18 protein-coding genes are annotated in these 19,149 nt (G+C 62.4%); 5 read left to right on the forward strand and 13 right to left on the reverse strand.

Features of this window, described 5'->3' with window-relative positions; translation table 11 throughout:
• Positions 1–135 precede the first annotated feature (135 nt).
• The 4 genes from ACP7BV_RS21465 to ACP7BV_RS21480 are packed head-to-tail and all read right to left on the reverse strand — an operon-like array spanning position 136 to position 5,728.
• A complete protein-coding gene (locus ACP7BV_RS21465; protein ID WP_426106682.1) occupies positions 136–1,233 on the reverse strand; it encodes a diguanylate cyclase in 1,098 nt (365 codons plus the stop codon).
• Positions 1,223–3,997: a bifunctional diguanylate cyclase/phosphodiesterase gene (locus ACP7BV_RS21470; protein WP_426106684.1), complete on the reverse strand. Its 2,775-nt coding sequence runs from the start codon at positions 3,995–3,997 to the stop codon at positions 1,223–1,225. Before ACP7BV_RS21470 ends, ACP7BV_RS21465 begins: the two co-directional genes overlap by 11 nt.
• 16 nt (positions 3,998–4,013) lie before the next feature.
• Positions 4,014–4,448, reverse strand: a complete 435-nt coding sequence (locus ACP7BV_RS21475) for a phosphate ABC transporter substrate-binding protein (RefSeq protein ID WP_426106686.1) — start codon at positions 4,446–4,448, stop codon at positions 4,014–4,016.
• Positions 4,449–4,459: 11 nt separating this feature from the next.
• Complete coding sequence (locus tag ACP7BV_RS21480) at positions 4,460–5,728, reverse strand: hypothetical protein (RefSeq protein WP_426106688.1); 1,269 nt, start codon at positions 5,726–5,728, stop codon at positions 4,460–4,462.
• Between the two features lie 324 nt (positions 5,729–6,052).
• On the opposite strand from ACP7BV_RS21480, the gene ACP7BV_RS21485 reads away from it, so the two are divergent.
• Positions 6,053–7,426, forward strand: coding sequence for a family 43 glycosylhydrolase (locus tag ACP7BV_RS21485; RefSeq protein ID WP_426106689.1), 1,374 nt, complete (start codon positions 6,053–6,055; stop codon positions 7,424–7,426).
• A 120-nt stretch (positions 7,427–7,546) separates the two neighbouring features.
• On the forward strand, positions 7,547–9,544 hold the full coding sequence (locus tag ACP7BV_RS21490; RefSeq protein WP_426106690.1) for an LTA synthase family protein: 1,998 nt from the start codon (positions 7,547–7,549) through the stop codon (positions 9,542–9,544).
• Between the two features lie 21 nt (positions 9,545–9,565).
• Here the strand turns inward: ACP7BV_RS21490 and ACP7BV_RS21495 are convergent, their stop codons facing one another.
• From ACP7BV_RS21495 to ACP7BV_RS21525, 7 genes are all read right to left on the reverse strand, one after another.
• Positions 9,566–10,072: a YgjP-like metallopeptidase domain-containing protein gene (locus ACP7BV_RS21495; RefSeq protein ID WP_426106691.1), complete on the reverse strand. Its 507-nt coding sequence runs from the start codon at positions 10,070–10,072 to the stop codon at positions 9,566–9,568.
• A 72-nt stretch (positions 10,073–10,144) separates the two neighbouring features.
• A complete protein-coding gene (locus ACP7BV_RS21500) occupies positions 10,145–10,816 on the reverse strand; it encodes an ion channel (RefSeq protein WP_426106693.1) in 672 nt (223 codons plus the stop codon).
• A 106-nt stretch (positions 10,817–10,922) separates the two neighbouring features.
• Positions 10,923–12,026 (reverse strand): suppressor of fused domain protein, encoded by a 1,104-nt coding sequence (locus ACP7BV_RS21505; RefSeq protein ID WP_426106694.1) that lies wholly within the window; start codon positions 12,024–12,026, stop codon positions 10,923–10,925.
• Positions 12,027–12,419: 393 nt separating this feature from the next.
• On the reverse strand, positions 12,420–12,785 hold the full coding sequence (locus ACP7BV_RS21510) for a KGG domain-containing protein (RefSeq protein ID WP_426106695.1): 366 nt from the start codon (positions 12,783–12,785) through the stop codon (positions 12,420–12,422).
• A 98-nt stretch (positions 12,786–12,883) separates the two neighbouring features.
• Positions 12,884–13,438, reverse strand: a complete 555-nt coding sequence (locus tag ACP7BV_RS21515; RefSeq protein WP_426106697.1) for a hemerythrin domain-containing protein — start codon at positions 13,436–13,438, stop codon at positions 12,884–12,886.
• A 23-nt stretch (positions 13,439–13,461) separates the two neighbouring features.
• On the reverse strand, positions 13,462–13,923 hold the full coding sequence (locus ACP7BV_RS21520; RefSeq protein WP_426106698.1) for a phasin family protein: 462 nt from the start codon (positions 13,921–13,923) through the stop codon (positions 13,462–13,464).
• A 220-nt stretch (positions 13,924–14,143) separates the two neighbouring features.
• Complete coding sequence (locus ACP7BV_RS21525) at positions 14,144–15,175, reverse strand: NADP-dependent oxidoreductase (RefSeq protein WP_426106699.1); 1,032 nt, start codon at positions 15,173–15,175, stop codon at positions 14,144–14,146.
• 143 nt (positions 15,176–15,318) lie between these two features.
• On the opposite strand from ACP7BV_RS21525, the gene purU reads away from it, so the two are divergent.
• Genes purU through ACP7BV_RS21540 form a run of 3 tightly spaced genes read left to right on the forward strand, consistent with a single transcriptional unit; the run spans position 15,319 to position 17,249 of the window.
• Positions 15,319–16,188: a formyltetrahydrofolate deformylase gene (gene purU / locus ACP7BV_RS21530; RefSeq protein WP_426106701.1), complete on the forward strand. Its 870-nt coding sequence runs from the start codon at positions 15,319–15,321 to the stop codon at positions 16,186–16,188.
• A gap of 45 nt (positions 16,189–16,233) precedes the next feature.
• Positions 16,234–16,776, forward strand: coding sequence for a YaeQ family protein (locus ACP7BV_RS21535; protein ID WP_426106702.1), 543 nt, complete (start codon positions 16,234–16,236; stop codon positions 16,774–16,776).
• Between the two features lie 14 nt (positions 16,777–16,790).
• A complete protein-coding gene (locus ACP7BV_RS21540; protein WP_426106704.1) occupies positions 16,791–17,249 on the forward strand; it encodes a copper chaperone PCu(A)C in 459 nt (152 codons plus the stop codon).
• Positions 17,250–17,333: 84 nt separating this feature from the next.
• On the opposite strand, the gene ACP7BV_RS21545 is transcribed toward ACP7BV_RS21540, so the two are convergent.
• Complete coding sequence (locus tag ACP7BV_RS21545; RefSeq protein ID WP_426106705.1) at positions 17,334–18,119, reverse strand: head GIN domain-containing protein; 786 nt, start codon at positions 18,117–18,119, stop codon at positions 17,334–17,336.
• Positions 18,120–18,218: 99 nt separating this feature from the next.
• On the reverse strand, positions 18,219–19,148 hold the full coding sequence (locus ACP7BV_RS21550; RefSeq protein ID WP_426106706.1) for an alpha/beta fold hydrolase: 930 nt from the start codon (positions 19,146–19,148) through the stop codon (positions 18,219–18,221).
• Position 19,149 lies beyond the last annotated feature (1 nt).

Genomic DNA, 19,149 nt, shown 5'->3' on the forward strand with positions numbered 1-19,149 from the left:
GAATCGGCGGGGGCCAGACATGGGCATCTTGTTCGCATTGCAGCAGTTTAGCCCGAATTTGTTGTAAGCAGGCAACTAACTATTGCGACCGCCAGAGTCGGCCGGCGGGCGCGCCATGCGCGAAGCGCCGCGCGCCTAAGCGCTGACGACCCGGTCGCGCCCCGAACCCTTGGCCGCGTACATGGCGCGGTCGGCGCGGCTGATGGTCTCGGCAAAGGGCTCGTCGTCGCCGCGCTCGACCAGGCCGGCCGAAAACGTCAGGTCGCGCTCCATGTCCACGCCCGGCACGTCGACCGCGCGCACCCGCTCGGCCATCCTTTTCAATACCGGCAGCGCTTCGGTCACGCTGGTATCGGGCAGCATCAGCAGAAATTCTTCGCCGCCCCAGCGCGCCAGCAGGTCGCCCACGCGCAGTTCGGCGCGCGCCGCCGCGGCAAAGGTGCGCAGGACGCTGTCGCCGCCGTCGTGGCCGAAGCGGTCGTTGACGTTCTTGAAAAAGTCGATGTCGAGCAGCGCGATGCACAGCGCTGCGTCGGGTACGGGGGCGCGCCGTTCCTGGTCGGCTAGCACCTCGTTCATGTAGCGCCGGTTGGCCAGGCTGGTCAGCTCGTCGACCGTGGCCAGCGTGCGGATCTGGCCCAGGGCCACCTGCAGCTCCGATTTTTGCGCCTTCAGGCTGGCGCGCAGGCGGCTCATGGCGCCGGTCAGCAGCGTGACGGCAAACAGGCAGCACGACGCCAGCAAAAAGTGCATCAGCTCCACGCGCGGCGTGAAAACGAGCGGGGCGCGCGACGACAGCACCGCCATCGACAGGCCGAGCATGCCGATGGCCGCGCCGCACAGGCCGAGCGTGGCGCGCGGACGCAGCGAGAAGGTGCAAAACACCATCACCACCAGCATGATCATCAGCGAGGCGCCGCGCACTTCGCCCAGCAAGGCATACGCGCCGATATTGCACACAAAAGCAAACAGCGCCTGCAGCACCGCCAGCCGGTACGGGGCGATGCCCAGCGCGACGCTAAAGCGCACCAGCACCAGAAAAACCAGGGCACCGGCAATCGCAAAGCAGCTCAGGTTCCTGGCGCCTTCGGCCGAGACGGTACCGGCCGACACCTGGTGGTATAGCACCACGACCGAGAGCAGGTACAGCGCCGCCGCGCCGGCCCAGTACAGGAGCAGGCGGCGCAGTTTAGGGTCCGCGCCGAACAGGAACAGGGCGGTTTTATGCAGCATGAATGCCTTCTGCGCACACGGCGCTCTCTATGCTGGCCACGCCACCTACGCTGTCCAGTTCGGCCAGCATGCGCGACTGCTCCTCGAGCAGCGAATGGATCTTGCTGGCCGGGACCGGCATGCTGAACAGATAGCCCTGCATCTCGTCGCAGTCGTTGTCGCGCAAAAAATTACACTGTTGTTCGGTCTCGACGCCTTCGGCGATCACGCGCAAATTGAGTTTGTGTCCCAGCGAGATGACGGCCATCGCGATGGCCTGGTCGTCCAGGTTCTCGGCCAGTTCGCTGACAAACGATTTGTCGATTTTCAGGCGCGTGATCGGGAACGATTTGAGCGCCGACAGGCTCGAGTAACCAGTGCCGAAGTCGTCGATCGACAGCGAAATGCCCATCGCTTCAAGTTCGCGCATCTTGCCCACCGATTGCGCCAGGTCGCGCATGATCAAGCTTTCCGTCACTTCCAGCTCCAGGTCGGCCGGCGCCAAGCCGCTGTCGGCGAGCGCCTGCGCCACGCGCTCGACCAGCCGCTTTTCTTCGAACTGGCGGGGCGAGACATTCACCGAGATCGTGATCGGGGCCAGGCCGGCCAGCTGCCAGGCGCGGTTCTGGCGGCACGCGGTCTGCAGCACCCAGTCGCCGATCGGCACGATCAGGCCGCTCTCCTCGGCCAGGCCGATAAAGCGCAGCGGCGAAATGATGCCTTGTTCGGGATGCTGCCACCGGATCAGCGACTCGACGCCGATGATCAAGCCGGTGCGCAGGTCGACTTTCGGCTGGTAGAGCAAGTGGAACTGGCCTTCCTCGAGCGCGCAGCGCAAGCCTTCGAGCAGCACCAGCTTCTGTTCCACGCTGGCGTTCATTTCGCGGGTGTAGAACTGAAACAGGTTTTTGCCCATGTCCTTGGCGCGGTACATGGCGGCGTCCGCGTTCATCATGAGGGTGTTCGGGTCGCCCCCGTCGCGCGGATACATGACCACGCCCATGCTGCAACTGACCTGCACTTCCTGGCCGCCCAGCAGCACCGGTTCGTGCACCGCCTGCCGGACTTTTTCCAGAATAGGCGCCAGCGCGGCCGGGTTGTCCGACTGGTCGGCCAAGATGATGACGAATTCGTCGCCGCCAAAGCGCCCCAGGGTATCTTCGCGGCGCAGGCACTCCTGCATGCGCTTGCCGACTACTTTAAGCAATTCGTCGCCGGCGTTGTGCCCCAGCCCGTCGTTGATCAGCTTGAAGCCATCGAGATCGATAAAGGCCACGGCCACGCTGCGCTCGCGGCGCTGGGCGTGCAGGATGGCCTGGTCCAGGCGGTCGCGGATCAGGCTGCGGTTGGGCAGACCGGTCAGGTCGTCGTGGTGGGCGATGTGGCGGATGCGCTGTTCGGTCAGCTTGCGCTCGGTGATGTCGCGCACGATCGCCACCACGCCGCCTTCGACCGCCACCACCTGGCGGTGCAGCCACTGTTCGCGCTGCGGCGCGGCGCCGGCCTGCCATTCGGCTTCGTGCACGCCGCCCACCAGCGTGACCTTGACCAGGTCCTCGAAAATGCCATTGCTGCTATACGCCGGCAGCACCGCCGACAAGCTCTTGCCGCGCAGGTCCTTCTTGCTCATGCGGGCCAGTTTTTCGGCGCGCGTGTTGGTTGCCTCGATCACGAAGTCGATAATCGCCCCGTGTGGGTCGCTCACGCTGCGCATGACGAAAAATGCGTCCAGGCTGGCTTCGGACGCGGCCGCGTAGGTTTCCTGGGCGCGCCGGATGCGCCGCCGCGTGCGCGTGAGCTGGTAGGACCACAGGCCCACCAGCGTGACGATCAGCACCAGCAGCGCGCTGCCGCTGCCGGCGGCCAACAGGTAATTGCGGCGCTGCTGCTCGAACGGCGCCATCTGCTCGTGCTCGGCCAGGCCCACCAGCGCCACCAGCGGAAAGCCGTGCAGGCGGCGCGCGCTGGTGTAGCGGCGCAGCCCGTCCCAGGAATTGAGCACCGGTTCGCCCTTGGCGCTGTCGGTGGCGTCGGAGGCGCGCTGGCCCCACAGCACCTTGTCGCCGATGCGCAGGGCGCGAAACACGCCGTCAAGGCCATACAGGCCGAGCGCGCCCAGGTCGCCCTGGCGCGAGCGCTCGTAGCCGCTGGTGAAGTACGCCGGATCGACTTCGACGATTGCCACGCCGGCAAACTTACCGTTGCTGTCGTTCAAGCGGCGCGTGAAATGCAGGTGCCACTCCGGATTGGCCGCGTCGCGCAGCGTCTGGCTCACGAACGGCATGTCGCTGTCGGTGTCGCGGTGATACGCAAAATAGGACTGGCCGGCGACATCGATGAAAGTGGCCTCCGGATTGCTGGCCACGATCATGCCATTGCGGTCGGCGATGCTGACCACGAACACCAGGCCGGACGGCAGCAGGCCTTGCTGGTCGAGGGCAGGCAGGGCGCCGGCAAAGCCCTTCAGTTCGACTGCATACTTGAGCACCTTGAGCGTCTGGTCGATGCTGCCCAGGTTGCGCTGGACTTGCGCCTCGTAGGTGTCGAGCAGCTCGCGGCTGGAGTTGCGCGCCGCCAGCTGCGCGCCGATGCGCTCGATGCCGATGAAATGCGCGGTCGTAACCCAGATGACGATCAGCAGGATGGCGGCAAACAGCGGCAGCGAGATGTGGGTTTCCATGCCGTGGCCGAGCCAGCGCGTCAGGCGCGCCGGCTTGGCCGGTGGCGCCGGTGCTGCCGGCACGGCCGGCGTGGCCACCGGCGGCGGGGTCGAAGCGCCAGTCATGGCGAAGCCTTGCGCATCAGCGTACCAGCAGCACGGTCTTGACGCTCGGATCGAGCGCGGCCTTGTCGATGTAGCCGATCAGCGCCGGATTGTCGGCCACCATCTTGCGCACGGCGGCGCTGCCGCTGAGTTCCTTCGGCGGCTGGCCGCGCCCGGTGAAAATCATCTTGGTCCAGTAAGCCTTCACCAGCGGGCGCGTCTTGTCCGCGACCTTGCTGTAGAACTCGTCCCGTTCGGGCGAACCGATGCTCTGGTCGAGCGCCACGGCCTCGGCTCCGCCGGGGAACGTCGCGATTTGGCCAAGGAAAATATCGGCCACCTGGTCCTGGCGCAGCGAGGTGACGGGGCTTTTCGACGATACGATGACGACCAGTTCGCTGGCGGCGACGCCATGCGCGAGAAGGGCGCCCAGCAGGCCGGCGCCGAACAAGCGTAATAAGAAGGGGTGCATGGTCGGCCCCTTCAAAACACGAAGTCGAGCACGGCGCTCGTGACGTTGACGGAGCGGCCCGATACAAACCCCGGCAGCGTGTTGATCAGCGTGCCGCGGGTGCCGTCGCGCGGTGTCAGGTGTTCGTACTGCAGCTTGAGCGCCATGTCGGGTCGGAAATCCCAACGCACGCCGGCTGCCAGGTTGGTTTGGCTGGAGATGGAGGTGAGCAGCACGTTCAGATTGCCGTTGAGCTGGGCGGCGGCGTAGGCATAAGGCGGGGGCAAACCTGCCAGCAGCAGGCCAGGGTCGCTGAGCTGGCTCAGGACCCGGTTCTGCGAATACGACAGATAGGGCGTGAAGTTGCCGCTGCGGTAACCGGCGCTGGCATACATACCGAGGGTATCGCCCAAGAATGCAGGTGTGCTTATGCGTCCGGCCTCGGCCATCAGGAACCACTTGCCCGGGTCGTAGTTGAGGCCTACCGCAAAGCCGGAGGTACGCTTGTCGACGACGTCGTACTTGTCGGCGATGGTGGCGCCTGCAGGACCGAACTTGCGAAAGCCATCGAACAGTTCGCGCACGATGTTGAGGTCCAGCACCGTCGTAAAGGCGGAGACGCGGACCGTGGCCGGACCCCATTCAGCAGTGTGGGTAATACCGGCCAGGTGGCGCGCTTTGACATTGGTGGTTTTGGTCAGGTAGACGTCGGTCCTGCCAAAAAAGGCTTGCGTGGTGTGCTTGACGCGGCCCGCCTGCCAGCGGTAGGCGATATCGGCGCCGTCGCTGTTGGTGATCGGGACGCCGCCGTAGACTTCATTGGGCGTGCGCGCCCATGGATAGGCATAGCCGATTTTGCGGTAGTCGGCGGCCAGGAAAATCGGCAGCGCGATGCGGCCCACGCGCAGCGCCAGGTCGGGCGTGGCCTGGTACTTGACGTTGGCCCATTCGACCTGGGGCCGGTAGCTCGAGTCGTAGCGCTGTTCGACGCCGAGTTGCACCACGGCCGACCATTGTTTGTCGAACTTGACGCCCAACTGCCCGCCCAGGCGCGAGTCCAGATTGGCCGCCCAGTTATGGCTACCGCCGGCGCCATCGCCTTTCAGGATATTCGAGGTGAAGTCGGCCTGGTCGTAGTCGGAGTGGACCACGCCCAGGCTGCCGAAGCCGCTAAAGCTCAAGGCCGGATAAACGTCGTCGGCCGCGTGCGCGCCGCTGCCGGCCAGCAGCAGGGCGGCCAAGGCGATGGCGTGCAATGCAGGGGCATTCAGGGGGAGAGATGGTTTGGTCGGGTTTTGCATGATGGGTCCAATGTCGTGCCTTGCTTGCAACGCGCCGCGCAAAACGCGAGCAACTGTTGCCTCTTAGAAATGAAAGGCACGGGTTAACTTTATACAGCGGGATGTTGATTGTCGACAGGTATTCGATAGAAATAGTTGTTAGTGAAATATTTCGTGCGCAATTGCAACATTTGGCATGGTTCGCCGATATCATTTTTGTTATCGCTCCGCACAAAAAATTCATTGGCAACCGTATTGACTTGCTCCTAAGCTAGATTTGCAGCACCAGCTGTAGGACGACGACATCACAAAAACCACAAAAAACCACAATAATATTGGAGACATATGTTGAAACATCTAATGGCAGCGCTATGCCTGATCCTGTGCGCCGCGCGCGCGCCGGCCGTCAACCTGGCCGGGCTGCAAAATGCGCACGATCCCGGCACCGTCACCCGCGACGGCGACACCTGGTTCAACTTCACCACCGGCACCGGTATCTGGTACTCGACGTCGAAGGACATGGTGACCTGGAGCGCAGGGCCGGCGCCCGTGTTCAGCACGTATCCGGCATGGATCAAGAACAAGATTCCCAACTTTAGCGGCTCGTTCTGGGCGCCCGACGTGGTGCATATGAACGGTTACTGGTATTTGTATTATTCGGTCTCGACCTTTGGCACGTCGTCGTCGGCGATCGGGGTGGCGCGGTCGGCATCGCTGAAAAACCCGTCCTGGCAAGACCTGGGCATCGTGGTCGAGTCGTATGGCGGCAGCAGCGAGATCAACGCGATCGACCCGGCCCTGATGCGCGACCATGACGGCAAGGTCTACATGAGCTACGGCTCGTTTTCGGGCGGGATCGGCGTGGCGCAAATCAACCAGGCCACCGGCAAGCTGGCCGGCAGCGTCACCCACCTGCTGGGCGGTGGCGCCACGCGCGACTACGAGGCGCCCTACATCACGCGCAACGGCGCCTATTACTACCTGTTCGTCAACCGCGGCGCCTGCTGCAAGGGCGCCGACAGCACCTACTACGTGCAGGTGCAGCGCGCCACCAGCGTGACGGGCCCGTATTCGGGCACGCGCACGGTGCTGGCCAATATCGATGCCAACTTCAAGGGCCCGGGGCACGTGGGCGTGCTCAAGCAGGATGGCTGCCAGTTCGTCTCGACCCACTATTACGACACCAATGACGGCGGCAACGCCAAGCTGCAGTTCCATAAAATGAGTTACGATGCCGACGGCTGGCCCGTATTGACGCGCAATTTTTCCAGCTTTGCCGGCTGCGGGGGCATCAGCGACGGCACCTATGCGATCAAGTCGCGCCTGTCGGGCAAGGCCTTGACGGTGGCCGGGGCGGCAGCGGCGAATGGCGCGCTGGTGGTGCAAGCGGGCGATACGGGCGCCAAACACCAGTCGTGGTACGTGATGGGGCATGGCGACGGCGACTACAGCATCATCAACGCGGCCAGCCTGCGCAGCCTGGACAACTACGGCAATTCGACCATGGCCGGGACCAATATCGCGCAGTGGGACTACTGGGGCGGGGCCGGGCAGCAATGGCGCTTTGCCAGTCCGGCGGCCGGTTCGGTAACGCTGGCCAATCAGCTAAGCGGCATGGTGCTTGACGTGAAAGGCAAGAGCCTGGACGAGAATGCACCGATCATCCAGTACCCGCTCTCGAACGCTGTCAACCAGCAGTGGAGCATGCAGCGGCGTTAAGGGACGGCGGCCCGGGTTGCGGCCCGGGTTCCCCCATGAGAAAATCGACAAAGTCATGGTGGATTTCGAATAGGCAGGTAAAATCCCGGGCACACCATTTAACGAACCCGGTATTACGCCATGACTGAACGCGCCGCACCCACCGCATCGACCGCACCGCCGGGCGCCAGCCGCCTGGCACGCCTCACCCGCTGGGCGGGGCCGTACGCGGTGCTGCTGCAGATGGTACTGCTCGGACTGGCCGTATTGTCAGTGGCGCGCGTGGCGCTCATTGCCTGGCAGTGGGAGCGCGTCAAGGCGGCCGGCATCGTGGGCCAGATGCTGGTGCAGGGCGTGCGCGCCGACCTGATCCTGCTTGGCTACCTGATCGTGGTGCCGGTGCTGCTCGCGCCCCTGCTCGCGCACCGGTTTTCGGCGCGCTTCTGGAAGATCTTCAGTGCCGTGTGGGCCACGGTGGCCTTCATTTTCGTGGTGTTCATGGAGCTCTCGTCGCCCCAGTTCATCATGCAGTTCGATGTGCGCCCGAACCGGCTGTTCATCGAATACCTGTCCTATCCAAAGGAAGTGCTCGCCACGCTGTGGAACGGCTTTCGGATTGCTCTGGTCGGCGGCGTGGTATTTACAGTGCTGCTTGGACTGGGCAGTTACCGCTTGCTGAAACACGCGTCCGACCAGGCTGTCACCTGGTCGAGCAAGAAACTGCTGCTCACGTGGCCCTTGGTCGTGCTGCTGGTGCTGGTGCAGGTGCGCTCGACGACGGGCCACCGGCCGGCCAATCCGGCGCTGTTTGCGCTTAGCGGCGACGCGCTGGTCAATTCGCTGATCATCAATTCGGGCTGGTCGGTGCTGGACGCGTTCGCGTCGATGCGCAAGGAAGCCCATTCGTCCGAAATCTACGGCGCCTTCCCGCGCGAAAAAGTATTCCAGCAGGTGAAGGCCGCGCCGTGGCTCGCCGACTACCGTTTTGACTCGGCCGAGCTGCCCACCTTGCACTTCCAGCAGGCGGCGGTCAAGCGCGACAAGCCGTTAAATTTGGTGATTGTGCTCGAGGAAAGCCTGGGCGCGACCTTTGTCGCTTCGCTGGGCGGCGTGCCGGTGACGCCGGAACTGGAAAAACTGCGCCAGGAAGGCTGGTGGTTCGAGCAGCTGTATGCGACCGGCACGCGCTCGGTGCGCGGCATCGAAGCGGTGGTGTCGGGCTACGCGCCAACCCCGGCGCGCAGCGTGGTCAAGCTTTCGCTCGCGCAGCAAAATTTTTACACGCTGGCGCTGGGCTTGGGCAAGCAGGGCTACCACACCGAATTCGTGTATGGCGGCGAGGCGCACTTCGACAATATGCGCGGCTTTTTCACAGGTAACGGTTTTCAAAAGATCGTCGACCGGCGCGACATGAAGATGACGTTTGAAGGCGCCTGGGGCGCGTGCGACGAGGACTTGTTCAACAAGTCGCTCGAGCGCCTCAAGCAATTGCATTCCGAGAACAAGCCTTTTTTCAGCCTGATTTTCAGCTCATCGAACCATGAACCGTTTGAGTTTCCCGACGGTAAAATCACGCTGCATGACCCGGCCAAACAGACCGTCAACAATGCCGTCAAATACGCCGATTACGCCCTTGGCAAATTCATCAGCGAAGCCAAGAAGCAGGATTATTGGAAAGACACCGTGTTCCTGATCGTTGCCGACCATGACAACCGGGTGTACGGCAACAGCCTGGTGCCGATCAACAAATTCCACATACCCGGCTTGATCATGGGGGCGGACATCCAGCCGAAAACCATCAAGACCATCGCCAGCCAAATCGACCTCGGGCCGACGCTGCTGTCGCTGATGGGCGTGTCGAGCGCGCACCCGATGATCGGGCGCGACCTGGCGCGCGAGAGCGAGGCGCCGGGCCGCGCGATGCTGCAGTTCGATAATTATTTCGCGTGGCTGGAGGGCAGCACTGCCACCATCTTGCGGCCCAGCCAGGCGCCGTTGCTGGGGCAGTATGATTCGGCCAAGGGCGAGCTGACGCTGGGGCAAGAAAAGCCGAGCGCGGCGCAGGTCGACAAGGCCATGGCGCACGTCATCCTGCCGTCGCTGCTGTATCGCGAGCAGCGTTACAAGCTGGCCAAATAGGGCGCGCTACAGGCAGGCGGCTTACCACAGGCGCTCGGGCGACAGCTCGAGCTGGGTAAGGTAGAGGCGCAGGTCGAATTCGTACTGGTGGTAATTCGGTTCCATGTAGCAGCACAGCTTGTAGAATGGCTTGTCGTGCTGCTTTTCCTTGACGTGCGCCAGCTCGTGGACGGCGATCATCCGCAAAAATTCCAGCGGCACATCCTTGAACATGGTCGCGACGCGGATTTCATGTTTGGCCTTGAGCTTGCCTCCCTGGACGCGCGAAATGGACGTGTGCAGGCCGAGCGCGTGCTGGATCACATGGATTTTGTTGTCGTACGCTACCTTGTTAATCGGATCGGCGTTGCGCAGGAATTCCGATTTCAAATCCTGGACGTAGTCGTAAAGCCCCTTGTCGGTGCGAATCGCGTGGGCGGACGAATAACGCTGGCGCAATACGTCGGCCAGCTTGTCCTCTTTGATGAGCTTGGACACTTGCGCGCGCGTCTGGTCCGAATACGCGCTGAGATATTTGAGCACTTGCATTCTCGCACTTTAACACGCAAAAGTGGTCTGACCCCGGTGTCGATTCGATGCTGTCCCGATCTTGTGTGCGATTTACTTGCCGGGGCGCGCCTGCATGGTCAGGCCGATCAGGCGCGAGACGACGCCGGCCAGGTAGAGCAGGCCGCAGAACATTTCCACACTGGCCACGGCGCGTGCGTGCGGGGTGAGCGGAATCACGTCGCCAATGCCGGTGGAGGACAGCAGCGCGAAGCTGAGGTAATTGAGTTCGCTCCAGGTGCGCGCATCGGCGGCATTGACGGCGGCAGCAAAAGTGCCCGGCTGCAGCGTTTGCATCACGATAAAGACATGCGTGAAACCCCACGCGATCAGCGTGAACGTGGCGCCGGCGGCGAACAGTTCGTCGGTCGTCGCCTGGTAGTCTTCCATCATGTAGGAAATCAAGCTGTACGCGGCGTGGAAATAGAAGAGCGCTTCCAATGCGGACGACCAGGGCAGCAAGATGCCCATGCCGAACCAGGTTTCGAGTACCAGCAAGGCGATGATCGCCAGCGCCACGGTCGCGCTGAACCAGGTCTGGCCGGGCGTGCGGCGCACCATGGTCACGGTAAAGCCGAGCACGACAACGCCGAATACATTGAATACCACCAGCCCGGCGCGGGTGCTCTCGATAAAGGGGTACAGCAGCATGCCCATCAGTTGCACCATCAGCAGGATGGCGGACGGGTGGCGCCGGGTATGCTGGAAGAGCGGAAAAAGCGTCATCTTGTTCTTGTCAGGTTCAATGACTTGGCTGGCAGCCTGGCGGACTGTCCTTGGCCAGCCTGGTGTCCGGCTCGCTTGATTCCTGTAAACCGTTCCGGCAAAACTGCTAGCCGATCACGTCGACGATGCCGCCCTCGGCATTGCGAATCGTGGTCGGCTTCACGTCCCACAGAATGTGCTGGAACGACGGCAGTTTGTACACCCCTTCGCGGGGATGGAGCAGGGTGGCCAATTCCTGGACCGTCTGGGCGCTCACCTGCAGGTGCAGCACGCGGTCGCGGCCGAGGCGCCAATTGTTTTTCTTGCCCAGTTCAAAGCGCAGCCGGCCGCGCGGGCCGGTGAGTTCGAACGTCTTGCCAAAAGGCAGGCGCAAGGGAATAAATTCAGCCAGTTGCTCGATCTGGCGCGCGCCCAGCGTTACCCGCACCAGTGCCTTGCGCAGCCAGCGCTTTTGCTCGTGCAGATCGAGCAGATCGGTGTAGGCCGCGCTGCTTGACGAGCCATCGCGGCGGATGCCCTCGGTCGCGGTGATCAGCACGCCCGGCTTGCCGAGCAAGGAAAGACGCTGCAGGTCGGTTGTCCATAGCGGCATGAAAGGCAATAAGGTGTCGAGCAGCTTGCGCGTATCCCATTTGTGGGCGACGGCTTCCTCGTCGAGCGTGAGGCCCACCACTTGCAGGAAGGCGACGCTGCCGTTGGGCGTGGCGATGGCTGGCAATTCCGGGTCGAAGGTAAAGGCCATCGAGCACAGCGCAGTTGGCGAACCGAGCGACATGGGGCCGTTGATGCTCATCCGGTGGCCGTCGTGGAAACCGTGACCGCTGCGGTAGACGTAGCGCGCCAGGCTTTGCAGCAGGTGCATGGGCCACAGCGGCGGCTCGCCGGCGCTGCCTTCGAAGGCTACGCGCAGCGTCAATTCAAAGCCGTAGCCGCTGGCGGCGCTGCCTGATTTTTTTGCGTACAGGTCGGACAAGCCATAGCTCACGTAGTGCCAGTGGGGCACCGGTGCGGCCCGTTGCCAGACGCTGATGGCGTCCAGCGGATCGTCGCCGCCGCGGCTCCACGGATTGGGGTTTTCGTAGGTGCGCGGCTGGCGTCCGTCGTACAGGGCGTCCAGGGTGCGCGCGATGGCGTCGCGACCGGGCGCATCGACGGACGTGGTCGTCGGGTCGGGAGCGTGCAAGGCGGCATTCTTGTCCGGCGAATTCATGGGGTTTTTCCAAAGGAGATGATGCCTGCGCATGCTCCGGGATCGTTGGGCGGAAATATTAACATGAGGATAGACTGAATGCGGGGGGCGGTGGCGCTTGTTTTGCGTTCCGCTTGGCTGATTGCCATACCGGCGTGCAAAACGTGGCCCGACTGATCACGCCATCGCAGGGAAGCGATATGCTTTTTCTAACTGTGCGGCCAAGATGAACACATACAAACGGGCTGGCGCCGTTAACGGCGCCAGCCCGGTGTTGAGGCTCACATTGGTGCTTGCGGCTGAGACTGCTGCTTGATGATTGCTGGTTGCTGGTTGCTGGTTGCTGGTTGCTGGTTGCTGACTGCTGACTGCTGCCTGCTGCCTGCTGCCTGCCGCTAGGTGCTTGCCTGCGGCTTACTCGCCGCTCTTGCCTCCCTGGCGCGAGCCCGGTTTGGCGGCGGGGGCGCCTTCCTTGTTGTTGCGCGCGGCTGACTGGCGGCTTTCCCCACCCTTGCGGCCGATGTCGGCCATGTGTTCCCGGTTGCGGCTGACCGCCTCGCCGCCTTTTTGGCCGGCCCGGCGCGCTTCTTCGGAATCGAATTCGTGTGCGGTTCCTTTTTGATGCGCAGCCTGGCCGCCTTTGCTGGCGATTTCGCGCTGCTGGTTTTCATCCATTGCGGCGAAGCCCCGTTTTGCCGGGCCGCCGTTGCCGCTGCTGCTCTTTTGCGCGTTGCCGCCAGAGCTGCCGCTCTTGCTTCCACTATCTTTGCTTGTCGCCATGTCGATCTCCTTGGGTAGGCGGGTATCGGATCAAAGCGCCTGAGTGCCGCGCTCGGAAGTTAGAGACCCGCCCAAAATGATTAGTTCCAGCCTTGTCCTTAGTTGGGTGCGCGCGGCGCCCGCCGCGAGCCATTGCGCGGCTCCATCGCATCAACCGAGCTGGGCGGCGAGGACAGGTCTTCGTCGAGTTCTTCCTTGCGGGCGGCGAGCTGCTCGCCGAGGTCGTCGAGATCGATGCCGGCGGAACGGGCCGCCTCGAACATGTCGCTTTCTTCCTTGTCGATATGCTGCGCGATTTCTTCGCCCAGCACCGTCACCGTGGCGTCGAAGTGATCGTCGCCCGGATACATGACTTCGAGCTGGCTGATCAGTTCGCGCGCGCCGGCATGTTCGACGTCGGCTTCATCCATCATGTCGTCGTCATCAATGGCCGAGCGCAGCACCGGGTAAAAGATTTCTTCTTCGAGCATGGAATGAACCGTCAGTTCGTAACAGATTTCGTCGACCAGTTCGGACTTGCGTTCGTCCTCGTCGTCGTTGCCTTTCAAGCTTTCAAATTCGCGGAACAGGCTTTTTACCTTGTCGTGATCGGCTTTCAGCAGTTCAAGCGCATCGGTGGCGGCATTGTTTTTTGGCTTATCCTGGTTGGACATGGTGCTCTTCCTGTGAGTGAGGATCAGTGCACATGGTGCACGGCGCCGCTACTGTCGGCCGAGGTGCCGTTGGCGCGCGAGGGGTTGGTGAGCGCATCGTCGCCGGCGAGTTGCTCGCCCGCCATGACCTGCGCCAGCGCGGCGCTGTAGCTGCCGGCCTGCGGCACCATTGTTTCAGCCTCGCGCAGCAGGTCGAGCTGGGCGCCCGTGAACATGCCGATCAGTTGCTGCTGATAGCTGCGCAAATGCTGGGCGGCGGGCTGGCTTGCGTTGGCGATGGTGGCCGCCATTTGCAGCGGGTCGGAGCAGGCCAGCACCTGGCGCGTGGCCGCGACGCCATCTTGCAACAGCTGCTGGGCAAAATGCAGATTAAGTTCGCTCAGCTTGCGGACCGAATCGTAGCTGCGGCGCGTTAGTTCGGTCATGAAGCTGACCTGGGCTTCGATGCCCGATCGCATGGGGGAATGTGGGGGATAACTTGGCATTGGCTACCTCAATGTAAGACGAATGAAAGGACACCATCGCAGCAATGGTGAGCGTGCTTCGAATAAGCAAGAGGTAGACTTTGATTGAAGTGCCGAGTTCCGTAAAGTTGGGGCCGACGCGGATTCGGTCAAGTACACACATCGCGCGCCGCGTGCGCGAGGACGATGTGTGCCGAACGTGCTGCCGCTGTTTGGCGGGCAGCTACACCATGTTCACGATTTACGCGTTGGCCACCTTCAGGCACAGCTTGCCGAAGTTCTTGCCTTCAAATAGCATCAACAACGCTTCAGGGAAATTTTCAAGGCCGTCGACGACATCTTCCTTGCTCTTGAAGGTGCCTTCCTGCATCCACTTGGCCATCGCCGCCACGCCGGTGTGGTAACGGTCGGCGTAGTCGAACACGACGATGCCTTCCATACGCGCGCGGTTCACCAGCAGCGACAGATAATTTGCCGGGCCCTTGACGGCGCTGGTGTTGTTGTACTGGGAAATTGCGCCGCAGATGACGATGCGCGCTTTCAGGTTGATGCGGGTGAGCACGGCGTCGAGGATCTCGCCCCCGACATTGTCGAAATACACGTCCACGCCTTTCGGGCAGTGTTCCTTCAAGCCATCCTTGACGTCGCCGCCCTTGTAGTCGATGCAGGCGTCAAAGCCCAGTTCATTGACGACGAAGTCGCATTTTTCCTTGCCGCCGGCAATGCCGACCACGCGGCAGCCTAGATGCTTGGCCACTTGCCCGACCGTCATGCCGACTGCGCCCGCCGCGCCCGACACCACGACCGTCTCGCCCGCTTTCGGCAAGCCCGATTCGATCAGGCCGAAGTAACCGGTCATGCCGGGCATGCCGAGCGTGTTAAGCCAAGTGGTGAGCGGGGCCATGCGCGGGTCGATTTTGAAAAAGCCGGCGGTCTTGTCGGCCGCCGCGCCAACCCAGTATTGCTGGACGCCGATACCGCCGGAAACGACATCGCCGACAGCGAACTTGTCGCTTTTGGACGCCACTACCACGCCCACGCCGCCGGCGCGCATGGTCTCGCCAATGGCGACCGGGCGGATGTAGGACTTGCCTTCATTCATCCAGCCGCGCATGGCCGGGTCGAGCGACAGATACAGCGCCTTGACGACGATCTCGCCGTCGGCAATTTCGCGCACGTCTTCGGTCGTCTGTTCCCAGTCGCTGCGCTTGGGCAGGCCAACCGGGCGGGCGGCGAGGCGGAATTGCTGGTTTTTCAGGGCGGTAATCGACATGGCGAAGTCCTTTATGTATGGGGGCAATCTGACTACTATACCGGAAATTGGAACGCTCGTGCTTTTTTATGCTGATTCGTTTTCGGGCGGCCCGTGCGACAATACAAGGGTCACAATCTTCTTGCTTCGACACCTAGTTAACTATGACCCATCCGGAATATATTCTGACCCTGTCCTGCCTGGATCAACGCGGCATCGTGCACCGCGTAACAGGCTTTTTGGCCGAGCATGGCTGCAATATTATCGACTCGGCGCAATTTGGCGATGCCGAGTCGAAGCTGTTTTTCATGCGCGTGCATTTTGCGCTGGAAGACGGGGCCGTGGGCGACACCGTGCTGCGCGAGCAGTACGCGGCGCTATGCACGCAGATGGGTATGCACGGACAGTTGCACGACGCCCGCGCCAAGCCGCGCGTGATGCTGATGGTGTCGAAAATCGGCCATTGCCTGAACGACTTGCTGTTTCGCTACAAGAGCGGCCTGCTGCCGGTCGAGATTCCGGCGATCGTGTCGAACCACATGGATTTTTACCAGCTGGCGGCTAGCTACAATATTCCGTTTCACCATTTGCCGCTGGCCGCAGGGGCGCACGCAGCCACCAAGCTGGCCCAGGAAGCGCGCGTGCTGGACTTGATGGCTACCCATCAAATTGACCTGGTGGTGCTGGCGCGCTACATGCAGATCTTGTCGCCCAACCTGTGCGAGGCGATGCGCGGCAAGGCGATCAATATCCACCACTCATTTTTGCCCAGCTTTAAAGGCGCGAAACCGTATGCGCAGGCGCATCACCGCGGGGTCAAGCTGATCGGCGCGACAGCCCACTTCGTCACCGGCGACCTGGATGAAGGACCGATCATCGAGCAAGATGTAGAGCGGGTCGATCATGCGATGGATGCGGACACGCTCAGCGCCATCGGGCGCGACGTCGAGTGCGTGGTGCTGGCGCGCGCCGTCAAATGGTTTGTGGAACACCGCATTTTGCAAAACGGCGACAAGACGGTCGTCTTCAAGTAATCAACGTAATTCAAGTCACTAAAGTAAATAAAGGCACTGGCATCGATGGCTCTCAAAGCAACAATTTACAAGGCAGAACTGCAGATTGCGGACATGGACCGCAACTACTACCAGGAACATCTCCTGACGCTGGCGCGCCACCCCTCGGAAACCGATGAACGCATGATGATCCGCCTGCTGGCGTTTGCCATTCATGCGAGCGAGTCGCTGACGTTCACCAAAGGCTTGTTCGACACCGAAGAGCCGGATTTGTGGCAAAAGGATTTGACCGGGGCGATCCAGTTGTGGATCGAGGTCGGCCAGCCGGACGAAAAACGTCTGATGAAGGCGGCCGGACGCAGCGAGCGGGTGGTGGTCTATAGCTACAGCGCAACGAGCCACATCTGGTACAAGCAAATTGCCAACAAGCTTGAGCGGGCCAAGCAACTGTCGGTGATTAACATCCCGGCCGAGGCCAGCGCGCAGCTGACGGCGCTGGCCAGCCGCAACATGCAGCTGCAGTGCACGATACAGGATGGACAGATTTACCTGACCGACAGCGTCTCGACGGTGCTGATCGAACGCGAAGATTTCAAGGCCGAGCGCTGAGCTATAATTTGATCATGAACAAACTGTTTGCCGCCACTTTTCTGCTGAGCTTGCTTTCTGGCGCGGCCCAGGCACAAGCGCAAGTAAGCGTGACCGCGCCTTGGGTACGTGCCACCGTCCCAGCCCAGGCCAGCACAGGCGCGTTCATGCATGTGCAGTCGGCAACGGCGGTGCGCTTGGTGGGCGTGCGCTCACCGGTTGCGGCCACGGTCGAGCTGCACAAAATGGAAATGACCGGGTCCATGATGAAGATGGGGGCGGTTGACGGGATTGATTTGCCGGCGGGGAAGGTGGTCAATCTGGCGTCGGGCGGGTATCACATCATGCTGACCGGATTGAAGCGCCAGTTGAAGGCGGGCGAGGCGATCGAACTGACCTTGCTGGTGCGAGGCAAGGATGGCAAGGGCGACAGCGTGACGGTCAAGGTACCGGTCAAGCCGATGACGTTTGTCAGTCCGCAAGCGGTGCACTAGCGGCCATAGAGTTAGCTTTCGTAGGCTTTGGTAGGTCGGAAAAGGGCTTCGCCCTTTTCCGACCTACAGTCCGTGGCGATCGGCTTACCTGGGCGAGCTGCCCATGCGGGTGATGTCGCCTGATCCCACCACCGACGTGCTGACCTTCGGGTCGCCGTAGTAATTGACGTCGCCCGAGCCGGCGATCGTCACGCTCAAGCCCCGGTTGGCCCACACCGTCGCTTCGCCCGAACCGGCCACGCTGACGCTCGCGTCGCCCACCTGGACTTTGCCCACATCCACGTCACCCGAGCCGCCAATCGACACCGACAGTGTGTTGGCCTTGCCCGCGCCGCTCTTCAAGTCGCCACTGCCGCCCACGCTAATGGCGACCGCTTCAGCCTCCATCCCCTTGACGTTGATGGAACCGGAGCCGCCAATGTCGAACTGCAGCTTGTTGCCCTTGAGCGCGTCCGAATCGATGGAGCCCGAACCCGACAGGGCCAGCCGGTCGATATTCTTGGCGTACACCACGATATGCAAGGTGCGCGCGTGCAAGTTGGTGTTGCGCTTGACCGGCCGGATGCGCAGCACGCCATCCTCAATCACGCTTTCAATGAGCGGCAGCAGGTTGTCGTCGGTCTCGATGGTGATGCTCTCGGTGTTGCCGAGGCGAAGTTCCATGTCGCCTGGGACATTCAGATTGACGCCGGTGAAGTGGGCCAGTGCCCGCGTCTGTTTGACGACCTTTCCGCTGCCTTGGACCTTGGCGCCGCCGATCCAGTCCATCGGGCCGGCCATGGCCATCGTCAGCGGGACCGCGCAGGCAACAACGGCGGCGGCCAAGGCAAGCTGGCGCAGGCGGGAGGTGAGGTTGAACTGGTGTTTCATGGTGGCTCCTTGTAGTGGTCTGGAGCCATCATAAGAAAGAGCGGGCCGGCACGCTTGTCGTTTGCGACAAACTGCCGGGCGCGCCAGACAGAATGCAATTTAGCGCGACAGGGGGGCGGCGCTCGCAGCGCGGTGCTGCTCGAACCAGTCCAGCGCGCCTTGCCACAAGGGCAGGCAGTTCTGCTTGAAGTAGCCCATGTGCCCGATTGGCCCCATGCCCGCGCTGGCCGGGTCAACGTCGGTCGCCTGCACCGCCACGTTGCTGTAGCCGGCCATGAAAGCGTCGCGCGAGGTGGGCCGCGCCCACAGGTCGTCGAGGGCGTTGCACGCCATGATGGGGCTGCGCACGCTGGCGAAACCGGCCTTCAGGTGCGCCATTTTAGGGTCCTGGAAAAAGTAGTGCGGAAAGGTGCACCAGTGCTTCCATTGGCGGTAGACGTCGATCGGCAAGTCTTCGCCCATGCCCAGCCAGTTCCACGCCAGGTAGCCCTTGAGGCGCACGATCAGCGGGCCGATCACGCGCCACATCAGCAGCACGCGCAGGCGTTCGAGCGGGGGCATCCAGCCATGCCAGCCGGCGCCGGTGGCAAAGGTGTACAGGGCGGCAACCTTGTCATGGTTGGGCAGCAAGCCAAACGCGTGGCCGCCATACGAATGGCCCACCACATACAGCGGCAAGTCGGGCGTGCTCATGGCGTCGACGGCGGCGGCCAGGTCTTGGCGGCCCCAGTCCAGGTAGTCCATGCGAAACCCCTTCAGGCTGGCCGGACGCGAGCGCCCGATGCCGCGATAGTCGAGCGTCATCACGCTGTAACCTTGGCTGCTGGCAAATTCGGCGAAGCGGCGGTAGAAGCCCTGGGGCACGCCGGTGGCGCCGGCCATCACCAGGTGGGCGCGCGCTGTTCCGTGGGCGGGGTAGCGGGTGGCGGCAATCGGGTAGCCGTCGGCGGTGGTCAAGGTCAGCGCGACGCTCGTGACTTGGCGCTTGGTTTGACTCTCAACTTGACTCTTGGCTTGAAATTCGGGCATG

Origin of the sequence: Massilia sp. TSP1-1-2 (genome assembly GCF_049896185.1) — a bacterium.
Classification (GTDB): Bacteria; Pseudomonadota; Gammaproteobacteria; order Burkholderiales; family Burkholderiaceae_D; genus Telluria_A.